At 69.6% G+C, this 15445-nt stretch carries 17 protein-coding genes; 2 read left to right on the top strand and 15 right to left on the bottom strand.

The window, feature by feature from the left end; genetic code table 11:
* The first annotated feature begins 19 nt into the window (after positions 1-19).
* A complete protein-coding gene (locus HV793_RS27910) occupies positions 20-472 on the top strand; it encodes a BPTD_2524 family lipoprotein (protein WP_054458194.1) in 453 nt (150 codons plus the stop codon).
* A 36-nt stretch (positions 473-508) separates the two neighbouring features.
* Here the strand turns inward: HV793_RS27910 and HV793_RS27905 are convergent, their stop codons facing one another.
* Complete coding sequence (locus HV793_RS27905) at positions 509-931, bottom strand: PaaI family thioesterase (RefSeq protein ID WP_054458193.1); 423 nt, start codon at positions 929-931, stop codon at positions 509-511.
* A 102-nt stretch (positions 932-1033) separates the two neighbouring features.
* Here HV793_RS27905 and dinB point away from each other — a divergent pair, with 102 nt between their 5' ends.
* A complete protein-coding gene (gene dinB, locus HV793_RS27900) occupies positions 1034-2113 on the top strand; it encodes a DNA polymerase IV (RefSeq protein ID WP_119451652.1) in 1080 nt (359 codons plus the stop codon).
* 65 nt (positions 2114-2178) lie between these two features.
* Here dinB and HV793_RS27895 read toward each other — a convergent pair whose 3' ends face one another.
* The 14 genes from HV793_RS27895 to HV793_RS27830 form a co-directional block, all read right to left on the bottom strand.
* Entirely contained in the window at positions 2179-2640 is a 462-nt protein-coding gene (locus HV793_RS27895) for a GatB/YqeY domain-containing protein (RefSeq protein WP_054458191.1), read from the bottom strand.
* Between the two features lie 133 nt (positions 2641-2773).
* Positions 2774-3214: an excinuclease gene (locus tag HV793_RS27890; protein WP_119451653.1), complete on the bottom strand. Its 441-nt coding sequence runs from the start codon at positions 3212-3214 to the stop codon at positions 2774-2776.
* A 47-nt stretch (positions 3215-3261) separates the two neighbouring features.
* Positions 3262-4485: a beta-ketoacyl-ACP synthase gene (locus tag HV793_RS27885; RefSeq protein ID WP_175214291.1), complete on the bottom strand. Its 1224-nt coding sequence runs from the start codon at positions 4483-4485 to the stop codon at positions 3262-3264.
* Positions 4485-5216 (bottom strand): 3-oxoacyl-ACP reductase FabG, encoded by a 732-nt coding sequence (gene fabG / locus HV793_RS27880; RefSeq protein WP_175214290.1) that lies wholly within the window; start codon positions 5214-5216, stop codon positions 4485-4487. Before fabG ends, HV793_RS27885 begins: the two co-directional genes overlap by 1 nt.
* Complete coding sequence (locus tag HV793_RS27875) at positions 5213-5668, bottom strand: hotdog family protein (RefSeq protein ID WP_175214289.1); 456 nt, start codon at positions 5666-5668, stop codon at positions 5213-5215. Before HV793_RS27875 ends, fabG begins: the two co-directional genes overlap by 4 nt.
* Positions 5665-6864, bottom strand: a complete 1200-nt coding sequence (locus tag HV793_RS27870) for a beta-ketoacyl-ACP synthase (RefSeq protein WP_175214288.1) — start codon at positions 6862-6864, stop codon at positions 5665-5667. The genes HV793_RS27875 and HV793_RS27870 overlap by 4 nt, the downstream gene beginning before the upstream one ends.
* Positions 6861-7418: a DUF3261 domain-containing protein gene (locus HV793_RS27865; RefSeq protein ID WP_175214287.1), complete on the bottom strand. Its 558-nt coding sequence runs from the start codon at positions 7416-7418 to the stop codon at positions 6861-6863. Before HV793_RS27865 ends, HV793_RS27870 begins: the two co-directional genes overlap by 4 nt.
* Positions 7419-7426: 8 nt before the next feature.
* On the bottom strand, positions 7427-8674 hold the full coding sequence (locus HV793_RS27860) for an NAD(P)/FAD-dependent oxidoreductase (RefSeq protein ID WP_175162733.1): 1248 nt from the start codon (positions 8672-8674) through the stop codon (positions 7427-7429).
* A gap of 15 nt (positions 8675-8689) precedes the next feature.
* Positions 8690-11050 carry an MMPL family transporter gene (locus tag HV793_RS27855; protein WP_175214286.1) on the bottom strand — a complete coding sequence of 787 codons (2361 nt, stop codon included), beginning with the start codon at positions 11048-11050 and terminating at the stop codon, positions 8690-8692.
* The gene (locus tag HV793_RS27850; RefSeq protein WP_175214285.1) at positions 11034-11651 is read right to left on the bottom strand and encodes an outer membrane lipoprotein carrier protein LolA; all 618 of its coding nucleotides are present in this window, start codon (positions 11649-11651) and stop codon (positions 11034-11036) included. The genes HV793_RS27855 and HV793_RS27850 overlap by 17 nt, the downstream gene beginning before the upstream one ends.
* Positions 11648-12091: an acyl-CoA thioesterase gene (locus HV793_RS27845; protein ID WP_054458182.1), complete on the bottom strand. Its 444-nt coding sequence runs from the start codon at positions 12089-12091 to the stop codon at positions 11648-11650. The genes HV793_RS27850 and HV793_RS27845 overlap by 4 nt, the downstream gene beginning before the upstream one ends.
* A complete protein-coding gene (locus HV793_RS27840; protein ID WP_175162731.1) occupies positions 12084-13007 on the bottom strand; it encodes a lysophospholipid acyltransferase family protein in 924 nt (307 codons plus the stop codon). Before HV793_RS27840 ends, HV793_RS27845 begins: the two co-directional genes overlap by 8 nt.
* Positions 13004-13756: a glycosyltransferase family 2 protein gene (locus HV793_RS27835; protein ID WP_119451660.1), complete on the bottom strand. Its 753-nt coding sequence runs from the start codon at positions 13754-13756 to the stop codon at positions 13004-13006. The genes HV793_RS27840 and HV793_RS27835 overlap by 4 nt, the downstream gene beginning before the upstream one ends.
* Positions 13743-15443: an ApeI family dehydratase gene (locus HV793_RS27830; protein WP_175214284.1), complete on the bottom strand. Its 1701-nt coding sequence runs from the start codon at positions 15441-15443 to the stop codon at positions 13743-13745. Before HV793_RS27830 ends, HV793_RS27835 begins: the two co-directional genes overlap by 14 nt.
* Between the last annotated feature and the right edge of the window lie 2 nt (positions 15444-15445).

Here is a 15445-nt window from a genome sequence, read left to right as displayed (position 1 = left end):
CACTGATCTGGAGATACACATGTACTGGAAACTGGTCGCGGCTTCGGCGCTGGCCCTGGGCCTGGCGGGCTGCTCGATGGGCATTTCGCCCGGCACGTCGCCGCACAGCGAATTCAAGGCCCCGGTGGCCTTCAAGGACGCCTACGACGCGGCGATCCGGCAGGCCAATGCGTGCCTGCGCAGCACCGACAACGCCTATCGCGTGGTGGACACCATGAACGAAAGCGCGCAGTCCGGCGTGGTGCAGGTGCTGGCGCCCTATAGCGACAATGAGATGACGCGGGTCGAATTGAAGGCGGCCGGCCCCAAGACCACCGATGTGCGCATCGCGGTGTGGGGCAAGGGCACCTGGGACGCGGCCGCCATGCGCGCGATGCAGGACGCCGTCTATTACAGCCTGGTGTCGTGCAGCAGCTATATGCCGCTGGATCCGCGCCCGCCGGTCAAGCCTTCGCGCGACCTGCCCAACTGATGCGCGGGCGCTGGCGGCTTGCCGCCGCCGGCGCGCTCAGTCCCCGCCCGGGCGGCGGCGGATGATCTTGAAGGTGGCGGTGGCGCGCGCCACCAGCTCGCCGTCGGCGCGCCGGACCTCGCCTTCGCAGAAGGCGATCGACGCCCCTTTGCGCAGGCAGCGCGCCTCGATCACCAGGTCGCCCGTGCCGGGCGACAGGAACGAGGTGTTCATGTCGATGGTGGCCATGCCTTCCGTGCCGTCGGCCGAGCCGCGGGCGGCGGCGCTGAGCGTGAAGTCCAGCACGCTCATCAGCGTGCCTCCATGCACGTCGCCGCGGCTGTTGGTCAGGTCGGCGCGCCAGGGCAGCGAGGTACGGGCATAGGCCGGCGCGATGCTCTCGGGCACCAGGCCGATGAAATGCATGAAGGGGATGGTCAGGCCGAAGTAGTCGGTTTGAGGCGTGGAGGCTGCAGTCATGGACCGTTGCGGGCAGGAATGGAAAGTCGGTTGTCGGCGGTCATAATATATGTTTTGCCACGGGGTTTCAGGCGATGAACGGCTCATGGGGGGATCACCACCATGATTGAATTACGGAAGATCGTGCACGTGGACATGGACGCGTTCTATGCCTCCGTGGAACAGCGCGACAACCCCGAACTGCGCGGCAAGCCCGTGGTCGTGGCCTGGACCGGACCGCGCTCGGTGGTGTGCGCCGCGTCCTACGAGGCGCGGCGGTTCGGCATCCATTCGGCCATGTCCGCCGCCCGCGCGGAGCGCCTGTGTCCCCATGCGATCTACGTGCCGCCGGATTTCAACCGCTACCGCGAGGTCTCGCGCCAGGTCAGGCAGATCTTTGCCCGCCATACCGACATGATCGAACCCTTGTCGCTGGACGAGGCCTACCTCGACGTTACCGTCAACAAGCTGGGTCTGCCCTCGGCCACCGAGGTCGCGCAAGTCATCCGGCAGCAGATCCGCGAGGAAACCGGGCTGACGGCCTCGGCGGGAGTCGCGCCCAATAAATTCCTGGCCAAGATCGCGTCCGACTGGAACAAGCCGGACGGCCTGTTCGTGGTCCGGCCCGCCAAGGTGCTGGCCTTTCTGGAGCCCTTGCCGGTGCGCAAGGTGCCGGGCGTGGGCAAGGTGACGCAGGCGCGCCTGGAGCAACTGGGCATCCATACCGTGGGAGACCTGGCCACGCACAGCGCCCAGGAGCTGGAGCATTACTTCGGCCGCTATGGCCGGCGCCTGTACGAATTGGCGCGCGGCATCGACGAGCGCGAGGTGCAGACGGATCAGCCTTTGCAGCAGGTATCGTCGGAGACGACGTTCTCGCAGGATATCCGCCTGGACGCGGTGGGCGAGGCCATCGACCGCATGGCGGAACGGGTGTGGGACCAGGCGTTGAAGAAGGGCGCCCTGGGCCGTACCGTGGTGCTCAAGTTGAAGACGGACCGTTTCCGCATCCTGACGCGCAGCCAGACCAGCCTGAACCCGCCCGGATCGGCGGTGGAGCTGGCCGCCGTCGCCAGGCTGCTGTGCGAGCGCGTGGACTTGCCGCCGGAAACGCTGTACCGGCTGGCGGGGGTGGGGATGAGCAATTTCGCCGACCCGCAGGAGCAGTCGCGCCAGCCCGATCTGTTCGGGGGCGCGTTCTGAGCCGAGCGGGGCGGCTGGCTACCGTGTCTGGCTGGAAGCCGAACGGCAGCCAGGCATGTGCGGACTCAGGCCAGGCGGGCCTTCACTTGCTGTGACAGCGCCGTCATGTCGGCGCGGCCGGCCAGGGCCTGCTTCAGCAGCGCCATGACCTTGCCCATGGCGGGCGCGCCGGTCACGCCCTGCGCGGCCACTTCCGCCAGCGCGGCGTCGATGGCGGCCGAGACTTCCTCGGGCGTGGCGGCTTGCGGCAGGAATTCCTGCAGCACGAGCAGTTCGGCCTTTTCCTGTTCGGCGGTTTCGGTGCGGCCGGCCTGTTCGAACGCGGCGATGGACTCGCGGCGCTGTTTGACCTGCTTTTCGATGATGGCCGTGATCTCGGCGTCGTTCAGGTCGCGGCGTTCGTCCACTTCCTTCTGCTTGACGGCAGCCAGCAGGAAGCGCAGCGTGGTCAGGCGTTCGGCGGCCTTGGCGCGCATCGCGTCCTTGACGGCATCGGAGAGGCGGGTCTTGAGCGTAGCAGTGCTCATGGGTAAACCTTTGTGGTGTTGCGACAAACAAGCAGTTTAAACCGGCGGCCGGCGTTTCCCGGCGGCCGGCGATTTCCGGCGGCGGGCGATTTCCCGCGGCGGGCGTGTTCCCGCGGGCGCCGGTTCACCTTGCTTACTTTACCTTGGCCAGGTCGCCACGCAGGGCGACGCCGGCCACCATCGCGCCGGCATGGCATTCGTAGTCGGTCTTGCTGCTGTATTCGTTCTTGCGGTAGTAGCTGATGATATTGGTCACCGCGTTCGCACCGGCCTTCTTGGCCGCTTCGTGAAGGGCGATGATGGCGGATTGGGCCACCCACAGGCAGGCGTCCTCGTCCTTCTTGGCGAAGGCGTTGGTCTTGCGGTTGGTGACGACGCCGGATTCCAGCACCGTGCCCTTGGGGCCGGTGCCGGCAAGGTAGAACTTGACGCTGCCGTCGATCTTGCCGGCGGCCTGGGCGGCTTCGACTGCGGCCTGCATGGGCAGATGGACAGTACGATCCGCAGCCAGGGCTTGCGCCGAGCATGCGAGCGACAAAAGCAGGGCGGCGGACAGCTTGTAAGAAACGTTCATGACAGGCATTCCATTCGTGAGAGGGAAAAACGCGGATATTGCGAACTTCAGCGCCAGCGGCGGAAGATCAACGAGGTGTTGATGCCGCCAAAGGCGAAGTTGTTGTTCATGACATATTCGTTGCTCATGTTGCGGCCCTCGGTCAGGTAGTCGAGTTCGCCGCAGCGCGGGTCGACGTTGCGCAGATTGAGCGTGGGCGCATACCAGTCGCGGTTGAGCATTTCAATGCTGAACCACGACTCCAGCACGCCGCAGGCGCCCAGGGTGTGGCCCAGGTAGCTCTTTTGCGAGCTGATGGGCATGCGGCTGCCGAACAGGCCGTGCGTGGCCTGCGTTTCGGCGATGTCGCCCTGTTCCGTGGCGGTGCCGTGGCCGTTGACGTAGCCGATGGCTTGCGGCGGCAGGCCCGCGTCGGCCAGCGCCATTTCCATGGCGATGCGCATGGTGCCGGCCTCGGGGCGGGTGATGTGCGTGCCGTCCGAATTGCTGCCGAAGCCGACGATTTCCGCGTGGATGCGCGCGCCGCGCGCCAGTGCGTGGTCCAGCGATTCCAGCACCAGCATGCCGCCGCCTTCGCCGATCACCAGGCCGTCGCGGTCGCGGTCGTAGGGGCGGGGCGTGAGTTCGGGCGTGTCGTTTTTCTGGCTGGTCGCGTAGAGCGCGTCGAACACCAGGGCTTCGCTGGCGCAGAGCTCTTCCGCGCCGCCCGCCAGCATCAGCTCCTGGCGGCCGTAGCGGATGGCTTCGTAGGCGTAGCCTATGCCCTGGCTGCCCGAGGTGCAGGCGCTGGAGGTCGGGATGATGCGGCCCTTCAGCTCGAAGAAGATGCCGACGTTGGCCGCGGTGGTGTGGGGCATCATGCGGACGTAGGAATTGGCGTTCAGGTCGTCCGTGACGCCGTTGAGCAGCATGTTGCCGAAGGCGCGGATTTCCGCCGTGCTGCCCACCGAGGAGCCGCAGGCCACGCCCATGCGCCCGTCGGCGATGCATGGGTCGCCCAGCAGCGCCGCGTCGTCCAGCGCCAGTTCCGCGGCGCGCACCGCCAGCTGGGAAACCCGTCCCATGCTGCGCAACTGCTTGCGGGTCCAGTGCGCGGGCGTCTGGAAGCCTTCGATGGGGCCGGCCAGGCGCGTGTTCAGTTCGGCGTAGCGCGACCAGTCGGGCATGACGCGGATCGCGCTGCGCCCCGCCTGGAGCGCCTGCTGCACGCTGGACCAGTCGTTGCCGAGCGCGCTGATGCCGCCCATGCCGGTGATGACGACGCGTTTCATCAGCACAGCCCTCCGTTGACGGCGATGACCTGGCGCGTGATGTAGGCGGCGCCGGGAGACATCAGGAATACGACGGCGGCGGCCACTTCCTCGGGCCGCCCCATGCGTTGCGCGGGCACGGCCTTCAGGATTTCCTCGACCGGCACGTGCTCGTCGATCATGTCGGTGTCGATCAGGCCCGGCGCCACGCAGTTGACGGTGATCTGGCGCTTGGCCAGTTCCACGGCCAGAGCTTTCGCGGCGCCGATGAGGCCGGCCTTGGAGGCGCTGTAGTTCACCTGGCCGCGGTTGCCGATCAGGCCGGACACGGACGCCATGCAGACCACGCGGCCAGGCGCGCGGCGGCGGATCATGGGCATGGCGAGCGGACTGAGCACGTTGTAGAAGCTGTCGAGATTGGTGCGCAGCACCTGGTCCCAATCGTCGCCTGTCAAAGCGGGAAACGCGCCGTCGCGGGTCAGGCCGGCGTTGAGGACCACGCCGTAATAGGCGCCGTGCGCGTCGATGTCGGCCTGCAGGGCGGCGGCGCATTGCTGGCGGTCCGCCACATCGAATTGCAGCACGCGCGCCTGGCGTCCGCGCGCCTGGACTTCGGCCTGCACGGCTTGCGCCTGATCGAGCCGCTGGCGGCAGTGCAGCACCAGGTCGTGGCCGGCGTCGGCCAGGGCCAGCGCGATGGCGCGGCCGATGCCGCGGCTCGAGCCGGTTACGAGTATCGGGGCGGTGCTCATTCGGGTGATTCTTCCTGGATAAAAGCGGCGGGGTCCTTGGGCTGATAGACGTTCAGCCTGGCCTCGGCCAGCAGGCGCGCGTTGTCGCGCAGTTCGCATTCGAAGACGCTCATGCCGCTGGCGTCGATCAGCCCGCGGCGCGCATGTATGGTCAGGCGGGCGCCGGCGGGCAGCGCGTCCGCGTGGCTTTCGTAGCGCCGGGTGCCGAGCAGAAAGCCCAGTTTGACGGGTTCGCCTGCCTGGCGCGCCTGACAGCCGGCCCAGGCGCCCACGGCCTGCGCCATCAGCTCCATGCCCAGCCATGGCGGCAATGAGCCGTCGGGCAGCGAGTAGGGGCCGGGCCTGACCACGGCGCGCGCGGTCAGGCTGTCGGCGTCGTGGCTGCAGACCTCGTCGATCAGGATCATGTCGCCGGCGTGCGGCAGCAGGCTGGATACCGGCCAGGTCGTCATGCTTGGGCTCCCAGGATCAGGCTGGCGTTGTTGCCGCCGAAGGCGAAGGAATTGCTCATGGCCAGGCGCGGCCGGCCTTGCGCGTAGCGGTGCTGCGCGGTGCTGAAATCCAGCGCCGGCAGGGCTGGATCGGGCTGCCCGTCCCAGACGTGGGGCATCAGCCGTCCTTCGGCATTGCCGGCCGACAGCGTGGCCCAGGCCAGCGCCGCTTCCAGCGCGCCCGCCGCGCCCAGCGCGTGGCCGGTAAGCGCCTTGGTCGAGGCGCAGGGCACGCCCTGCGGAAAGACGGCGTGCATGGCCTGGCTTTCCATGGCGTCGTTGTGGAGGGTGCCGGTGCCGTGCAGATTGACCCAGCCTATGCTGGCCGCGTCCACGCCGGCGGATTGCAGCGCGGCCTGCATGGCTGCCCGCGCGCCGGCGCCGCTGGGTTCGGGCGCGGACATGTGCCAGGCGTCGGAGCTGGCGCCGCCGCCCAGCAGCGCCACGGAGCGCTCCCCTGCGGGCTCGCGTTCCATCAGGAACAGCACGCCGGCTTCGCCGATGTTGATGCCGCGGCGGTTGGCAGAGAAGGGCAGGCACAGCATGTCGTCGATGGCTTCCAGCGTGGCGAAGCCGTTGATGGTCAGGCGGCACAGGGTGTCCGCGCCGCCGCAGACCACGGCGTCGCACAGGCCCGAGGCGAGCAGGCGGCGCGCGGACAGCAGGGCGCGGGCGCTGGAGGTGCAGGCCGTGGACAGCGTGTAGGCGGGGCCGGTGGCGCCCAGCCAGTCCGCGAAAAAGGCGGCGGGGGACGACAGCGCCTGGCGGCGGTAGTCGTAGCCGTCCGGCCATGCGCCCTGCGCCGCCAGTTGGCGGAAGGCCGGCGCATTGTCGTTGACGCCGGAAGTGCTGGTGCCCAGCACGACGGCGACGCGGCTGGCGCCATGGCGGGCCACGGCGGCGCGCAGCTGCGGTTCGATCTGCAAAGCGGCGGCCAGCAGCAATTGGTTGTTGCGGCTGTGGTGATGGGCGGGCAGCGTGTCGGGGATGGGCGGCAGCGCGTCCGCATGGCCGCCCAGCGTCAGCGTGCGGCCATGGACCCAATCCGGCTGCGGGCGCATGCCCGAGGTGTCGCCGGCGAAGGCGGCGCGGGCTACCGCGTCGATGCCGGCACCCAGCGCGCACACCACGCCGGGCGTACCCAACCAGGTGTTCATTGCTGCTCCTTCAAGGGCGAGATCCGCCAGGTGACCTGGTCGGCAGTGGTGATGATGAACGTGCCGGTCTGCGCGGCCTGCGGCCAGCGCACGCTCCAGCGCGAACCGCCGCGGTCCAGCAGTTCGCGTTGCGCCGCGCCATCGTCCTCGCGGCTGGCGCGCCAGTTGCCGGCGCCGTAGGCCGCATCCAGTTCCGCTTCGGGCGTCCACGCAAACATCAGGGCGGCGAACAGATCGCGCGCCCCGGCATTGGGCCGCAGGAAGCCGTCGTTGCGCCATTGGCCGCGTTCCAGCATCTGGCGCGCCTGCGGCACGCCCATGGGATCGAACAGGGACCAGCGCAAGGCGGCGCCTTCGCGCTGCACCACCAGCAGCGCGTCCAGCGGCGGCTGGCCGGCGACGGCCTGCACCACATGCAGCTGCCGCGGCAGCGTGAAGTCCGCGTTGCGCGCCGGCAAGGGCGGCGCGCCCGCGCAGCCCGCCAGCAGGGCAAGCGCCAGCAGCGCGCCCAGGGTGCGTGCGGCGGACAGGAAGGAGGAGCGGGTGGCGGCCATGGTCGGAATCAGGCGGGCAGCGGCTGCGCTTCGGCGCCGCGGCAAAGTTCGCTCAGCATGCGCAGGCGGCGCTGCGGGTTGGCGACGAAGGGGTTGTTCCGGTCCCAGGCGTAGCCCGCCAGGATGGAGCTGATCATGCGCCGGATCTCGGGCTGCGCGTTCTCGTAGAAGACCACATCCTGGAATTCCCCGCTGTACCAGCCCTGGACATAGGCGCGGAAGGTCTCCACGCCCACCATCAGCGGATCGGCGAATTCGGCCTGCCAGTCGACCTGCGCACCGGTCAGTTGGCGGTGCAGCGCGTCGGCCGCCAGCTTGGACGAGCGCAGGGCGATGGTGACGCCCGAGGAAAACACGGGGTCCAGGAATTCCGCCGCGTTGCCCAGCAGCGCGTAGCCGGGGCCGTGCAGCTGCGTCACGCTGGCCGAATAGCCGCCGATGGTATTGGCGGGCGTGTCCCAGACGGCGTTCTTCAGGACGCGCCTGAGATTGGGCGCGGCGTCGGCCATCTCGCGCAGCGTGGCCATCAGGTCCTGGCCGGGGCCGCCGAAGAGGTTTTCGCCGCCCACGACGCCGAACGAGCAGCGGCCGTTGGAGAAGGGGATCAGCCAGTACCAGATGCCGCGTTCTTCCGGGTGCACGCTGATCAGGATCTTCTCGCGGTCGAAGCCGGGGTCGTCGATGCGGTCCTCGATATGGGTGAAGATGGCCTTGCGCGGCGGCATCGACGACGGGCGCTCCAGGTCCAGCAGGCGCGCCAGCACGCGGCCGTAGCCGCTGGCATCGAGCACGAACCGGCTCTGCACCTGGTAGGACGCGCCATCGGCGCCGCGCACATCCAGCAAGGGGGCGTCGCCGTCGAAATCGGCCGCCGTCACTTCCTGCAGGTAGCGCACTTCCACGCCCTGGCGGGCGGCATCGTCCGCCAGCACTTTGTCGAAGTGCGCGCGCTGCACCTGGAACGTGGTGCCGGGGCCGGGGCTGAACTTGTCGCGGAAATCGAAGTGGGTATAGCGCTCGCCGCAGGCAAACGCCGCGCCGTTCTTCACCTGGAAGCCGGCGGCCTGCACCGCCGGCAGCATGCCCGCTTCTTCCACGAATTCCAGGCAATGGGCGAGCAGGCTTTCGCCGATGGAAAAACGCGGAAACTGCTGGCGTTCCAGCATCAGGACGTCATGTCCTTGGCGCTTCAACAGGGCGGCGGCGACCGCGCCTGCCGGCCCCGCTCCTATGACTACGACTTCGCGATGTTCCATGCCGGGTATTTCCTTTTAGTTATTGAAAGCAGGATGCGGCGCGGCGGCGCGCGGCGGATTGATCCATGGCGCCCACAGCAGCGAGAAGGCCACGCCCAGCGCGACCGCCAGCCCGAAGTTGGCGATGGCGGGCGTCTGGCTGACGGCGAGCAGGCCGAAGGACAGCAGCGTGGTGGCGGCGCCCAGCAGGATGCCGACCAGGCTGGCGGCCGCGCCCGCGACCCGCTCGTACATGAAGATGGCGTAATCCACGCCGATGGCCGACACCAGCAGCAAACCGAACAGGCTGAACAGGGTGAGCGGCTGGCCCAGATAGCCCAGCGCGGCCAGGCTGCATGCGGTGGCCGCGAGCGGCACGGCCAGGATGCGCCAGGCGGCGGCCCGGCCCAGAGTCAGCAGCAGCAACAGCGCCGCGACCCCATAGGACAGCAGCTTGAGCTCGGCGGCTTCGATGCGCGTGGCCGCGAACATGCGATTCAGTTCGCCGCTGCGGTCCACCAGCGTGACGTCCGGGGCAACCCGGGCGATGGCCTCGAGCGCGGACGCGTCGCGCAGGCCCAGCAAGGTCACCATGCCTGCGGCCTGTCCTTCACGCACGCCCAGCCACAGCGGCCGCCAGCGTTCGGCCAGCGGGCCTTGCAGCGCGTCTTCGATGGCCTGCGGCGGCAGCGCGGCCATGGATTGCAGTTCCAGGCGCAAGGCGGCGTAGGGGATGCCGATGTCGGTAAGCGGCTTCCAGGCGTCGGGCTGCCCGGCCAGGCTGGCCAGCGTCGCGCCCAGCGCCTTCTGGTCGGCGGCCGGCGAGACCAGCTGGCTCAAGGCGTTGTAGGCGGCGAGATCGCCGCGCGCGACCAGCGCATCCAGCGCCTGCGACACCCGCGCCTGCCTGCGCAGCAGCTCGTCGGCGTCGGGCGCGCGCACCAGGAAGAACTGGCTGGTCGGCATGAAGCCGGTGATTTCGCCGATCTGCCGGGCCTGCTGCAGCAAGGGCGCGGGCAGGCTCAGCCATTGCCGCAGATCGTCCTGGATGCTCAGCCGGCTGATGCCGCCGGCAGTGGCGGCGATAAGGGCCAGGGCGCCCAGCCACAGCGCGGCGCGGCGTCCGGCCAGGCGCTGACGCGCGTGCAGCGCGGCCTCGGCAAAACGCAGCAGCGGCTGCCAGGGGCGGGGCCGCCAGCCGTCCATCCAGGCCGGCAACTGGCACACGGTGCAGGCGTAGGCGCCCAGCAGGCCGGCGGCCGAGAACACCGCGGTCTGCGTCAGCGCGGGGAATGGGGTGAACGCCAGCGCGACGTAGCCGACCAGGCTGGCTGCCAGGCTGATGGTCAGCCCGGGCAGGACGCGCCGCAGCGCGGGCCAGGCCTGCCAGTCGGCCATGCCATAGCTCTTGCCGAGCCAATGCATGGGGAAATCCACCGCTACGCCGATCAGGCTCGCGCCGATCACCAGGGTCAGGACGTGGATGGAGCCGAACACTGCCACGCAGGCCACCGCGCCGGTCAGCAGCCCGACGGCGACCGGCACGAAAGCCAGCAGCGCGCGCACGCGCCGCAGCGCCAGCAGCAGGACCAGCACGATGCCGATGGTGGCGCCGGTACCGATCCAGCTGCTTTCGGCAACCGCTTGCGCCCGGCCCGCGGCGGCGTACAGGGGGCCGCCGGCCACCAGCAGCTCGGCGCCGGCCGCGCCGAGCGCCGCGCGGTCCTGTTCGAGCTGCGCGGCGATTTGTTGGGGCGCGGCCGCGTCGAACGCATCGCCGCGGGTTTCTGCGCGCACCAGCATCCAGCGTCTGCCAGCATGTTCGGCCTGCAGGGTGCCCGTGCCCATGTCGTACTGCACCGCGCCGCCTGGGCGCAGCGCCTGTTCGGCGCGGCGCGTCAGGCCCAGCCAGTCCTGGTCCGCCGGCACCAGGCCCGAAGATGAAAATGGATCGGACAGCTCGCGTGCGCGGCGCTGGGCGTAGGCTGCGGGATCGGTCTCGAGCTGATGCCGGTCGGCCGCCGGCAGCATGGCCAGCCGGCCCGCCAGCAGTTGCGCGCGCAGCGCGGGCACGTCGATTTGCAGTTCCACCTGCACGGAAGAAAACAGGCCGCTGTCGGTCCAGCGCTGCGCAAGCAGGCGCGCGGGGGCCGCGGCATCCGCGCCGGCGTTTGCGCTTTGAGTCGCGACCAGCACGATGAGCTGGCGCGACAGGGGCTCCTGGATGCGGGCCTCGGCCAATTGGCGCGTGGCGTCGGCGCCGGCCTGGGGCACCAGCTCCATCAGGTTGGCCGACACCGGCCAGCCGTGGCGGCTTTGCCAGGCGCCGGCGCAGAGAATCAGCAGCAGCCCCAGCTTGAACAGCCGCGGCAGCCAGCGCTCAATCGGCGAACGCACGTTGCTCCTCGGCGGTCAGGGCCTGGGCGGCCTGCGCATCCGTCATTTGCAGCACGCTGCGGTCGCCCTGCGTCTCGCGCAGTTCGATGCGGTCCACCAGCTTGCCCCCGTTGATCTGGATGTTGTCGAAGATCTGGCGCAGCAGGACCGAGCGCGGCGTCAGCAGCAGCTGCCAGGCATCGGCGTCGCCAGTGAGCGCCAGGTCGAAGTTTTCGCGCATCCCGGCGGTGTCGCCTGCCAGCACGGACAGGAACAGCCGGTTCTCGCGGCCGGCGCCGGAATGCTGCGGCAGAGCCTGCCATTTGCCGGCTTCGTCGCGCCGGGAGATGCCGCGGGCGTCGATGCGCAGGTCCTGCGCGATCGGCGTGCGCAGCAGCCACAGCAGGCCCTTGCCCGCCGCCAGCGTGAAATCGCCGCGGCTGGTCAGCGGCTGCGGCAGCGAGCGCAGGAACTTCTGCTGCACGAAATGGCCGCGCACCACCGGCGTGGCGTTCAGCTGTGTTTGCAGGTCGGCCAGGTCGAAGGCGCGGGCGCCCAGCGGCAGCAGGGCCAAGGCCAGCAGGGCGCACAGGCGGCGTATGAAAACCAGGCGGCGCGTCATGCGGGCGTCTCCATCGATTGCAGCTTGCGTTGCACGGCATCGACCAGCGCGGCGGGCGAGGTCAGCTGCATCTCGCGGGTCTGGATGCAGACCGCCACCTGTTCGGACGTGGCCCGCGTCAGGCGCTGGCCGCTGGCGGCGTCCAGGATCAGGTAGTTGATCTTCAGCCGGTGCTCCCATTCCACCAGTTCGGCGCGCACCTTCAGGCGCTGGCCGAATTGTGCGGGCTGCGCGTAGCGCAGATGCAGGTCGATCACCGGCCAGGCGTAGCCGCTGGCGCGCATGGCGTCGTAGTTGTGTCCCAGCAGGTCCAGCAGTTCGCAGCGGGCCTGTTCCAGATACTTGACGTAGTGTCCGTGCCAGACGACGTTTAGCGGATCCACGTCGAAGAAGGGCACACGGATTTCGACTTCAGCGCCAATGGCGCCCCGTTTACGCATCGTCTTTCCAGAAAGGGTAGAAGTTGAACCATTGCAGCGGCGCCAGGCGGCAGTGTGCGGCCAGACGGTCGGCGTAGCGCTGGGCCAGCTCGGCGATCCGGGCCTGGCGCGTGGCGCGCGTCCATTCGATGCCGTCCGACAGGCGTTCCATCGCGACGCGGTAGCGCGCGCCGTGGCGCGTGCAGAACAGCAGGTTGACCGGGCAGCGCAACAGGCCCGCCAGCAGCCAGGGCCCTTGCGGGAACAGCGCGCTGGCGCCCAGAAAGTCCACCGGCGTGCAACGGTCGCCCTGCAGCGGCACGCGGTCGCCGGCGATGGCGAGCCATTCGCCGCGGTCCAGGCGCTGCGCCAGGTCCAGCATGGCCGGAGCATCCAGTTCGCTGACCTGGATCATGCGCAGCCCGCCGCCGGCCTCGTGCAGCAGCCGGCTGAAGTGAACCGCGTGCTTGTCGTGGACCAGCACATTGAGTTTCAAGGTGCCGCTTTGCTCCGCCAGCGCGCGGCAGACCTCGATATTGCCCAGGTGCGAGCCCACCAGGATCTGGCCGCGGTTGCTGCCCATTTGCGCGTGCAGGCCGTCAGGGTCGGAGATGTCCAGATGGGCCATCGTGATCTTGCCCTGCCAGACGTCCAGCTTGTCCAGGATGGCGTTGGCGAACGCGAGGTACTGGCGGTAGACCGGCATGCGGCGCGGCAGCGGCTCGGCCAGCGTGCCGGATTGCGCCAGACGGCGCTGGTAGGCCGCGATCGAACGCCGGGCGCGGGCGCCGCTGACATAGAAATACAGCACGACCAGCCAGACCACGGGCGCGACCAAACGGCGGCCCAGGGTGCGCGCGGCCCAGGCGGTCAGGCGCATCAGCAGGGCGCTGCCGCGCTCGGGCTGATCGGCCCAATGCTGATCTGTGGCGCTCATGGACGCTGACCTCCGGCAAGCCGGCGCCACAGCAGCGCCGGCGAACGCGCCAGCATGCCGAAGAAGAGGCGCGCGTGCATGCGGCTGATCAGCAGGTTGTCGCGCAGGCCCTGGAAGTGGGAAATGCCGCCTTCCGGGTAGGCCACGCGCGTCGGCAGCCAGACCATCGCGACGCCGCGCCAGTGCAGGCGCACCAGGACGGCGATGTCGAAATCCATGCGCCGGCCCACGCGCGCGCCGTCGATCACGGGCAGCGCCGCGGCCAGCGGGTAGACGCGGAAACCGCACATGGCGTCGGGGATGTCGAGCGAAAGCGTATTGATCCAGACCCACACGCGCGTCAGCCAGCGGCCATAGAGACGGCTGCGTGGCACGTCGTCGCCATACAGCGGCGCGCCGCAGACGAGGGCTTCGGGGCGAGCACGGGAGGCCGCGGCGAAGGCCGCCGCGTCCGTCAGGGCGTGCTGACCGTCGGCGTCGACCTGCAAGGCATGGGTATAGCCCAGCGCCGCCGCCGCGCGCAGCCCGTCCTGCACCGCCGCGCCTTTGCCGCCGTTGACCGCGCGCCGCAGCAGATGCGTATGCGGTTGGGCGGCCAGCGCATCCAGCGCGGCGGCGCAAGACGGTTCGGAGCCGTCATCCACCAGCACGCAGGGCAAGCCTTGCGCCACAAGCTGCGCGTGCACCGCGGCGACCGTGGCGCCGTGGTTGTACACGGGAATGAGCGCGCAGAGCTTATGCGGGGCCATGGCCGCCTGCCTGCAGAATGCGGCCGGAAGAGCAGGGCGCGTCGTTGACCGTGTAGGCGAAATACAGCTTCTGCTTCGAGGCGTCCCATTTGAGCGCCAGCATGGCGGTATCGCCCGGACGCAGCAGGCGCTGGAATTTCAGGGCTTCCATGCCGGCGAAACGCAGCTCGGGATGGAGGTCGCGTTGTGCCAGCGACATGGCCCAGCCGATCTGGACAACCCCGGGCACAACGGGAGCAGTGGGGAAGTGGCCGCTGAAATGCGCCAGGTCGCAGGGGATTTCCAGCCGGTAGCGGCGTTCGTGATCCGCCAGGCGCGGCAGTTCCTGCGCCTCGGGCGCAAGCGGCCGGGGGCCCGCGGCCGCTTCGAACACGCCGCGCGGCAGCTTGCCCTGGGCGTTGGCAGGCAGTTGCGCGAAGAAGCGCCAGGTGCGCGGAATGGCCAGCGATTCGAAGCCTGGGGCCAGATGCGCGCGCAGCGCATCCACTAGCGCCTTGCGGCCCTGGTTGCGCAAGGCATGCAGGCCGCCGGCCGACAGGGCGACCAGCGCGGCAAGGCGCGTGGTCCCGGCCAGACCTCCCATGCGCGCTTCGGCGACGTAGGAATGGCGCGCCAGCGCCTGTTCCAGCATGGGCAGGGAAATGCGCTTTTCCTCGATCTTCACGATGCGGTCGAGGCGGCCGAGCAGCCGGAAACCGTTATGCGCAAGCTCCGCGCCGTCGGCGGTCTGCGCCTCGGCCGGATTGACCCATGGCGATTGCACGCGCAGCGCGCCTTCGGCGTTCAGGTCGACGGCCACGCCGGGCAGCGGCTGCCAGGGACTGTCGCCTTCGCGCCAGGCGACGGCGCCGGTTTCGGAGCTGCCGTAGATCTCGCTGGGGCGCAGTCCCAGGTGCTGTGCGATATGGTCGGATGCGTCGGCGGGCAATTCGCCGCCGGACGAGTGGATGCGGGTCAGGCGGCCGCGCAGCTGGTCCCAATCCAGCCGCTGTCCCAGGCGGCGCAGCAGCGCCGGGCTGGCGATCCAGGTGCAGGCCGGATGGCGCAGGCTGGCCTGCTGCAGTTCTTCCGGATAAAGGCGCTGCGGCCGGTCCAGCTGGCGCCCGGCGCACAGCGGCCACAGCACCCTGAAGGGCAGGCCGTACATGTGTTGCGCCGATACGCTGCCCAGCACGGGGCCGCGCGCATCCGGCCATTGCTGCTGCAGCGCGCGGACTTCGTCCATCAGTTGCCGCCAGTGCTTGGCGATATGTTTGGGCGTGCCGCTGGATCCCGAAGTGCACAGCACCAGCGTCAGCGCAGGGTCCAGTTCGGCGGGCGCGAGCGGTGCGTGGCCTTGCAGCTCGGCCAGCCGGCACAGCCGCTCGGCCGGCAGCGGCAGATCAGTGTCGCTCAGCCAGGCGTCCACCATGGCGTCGAGCGTGGCGCAGGTCTGCGCCTGGGCGTCGCCCGGCAGCACCGCGACCACGCCGGCGCGCCAGCATGCGAACAACGCGACGGCCATGCGGGCGGCGTCCTCGAACCAGATCGCGACGCGTTGCAGCTGCCTCGCTTGCAAGGCGCCCGCGGCCTGCAGGCTGGCGCGAGCAAACGCCTCGCGCGTCAGTGGCGGCTCGTCGGCGACCAGCGCATCGGCCAAGTCAGGCGGGGCGGGCAGCAGCAGCTGCGCGAGATCGGTCCAGGCCATGC

The sequence above is a fragment of the Achromobacter aegrifaciens genome (assembly GCF_902859965.1).
Taxonomy (GTDB): domain Bacteria; phylum Pseudomonadota; class Gammaproteobacteria; order Burkholderiales; family Burkholderiaceae_B; genus Achromobacter; species Achromobacter aegrifaciens.
Note: the sequence above shows the minus strand (reverse complement) of the source record. Positions and strands in the feature narration are given on the sequence as shown.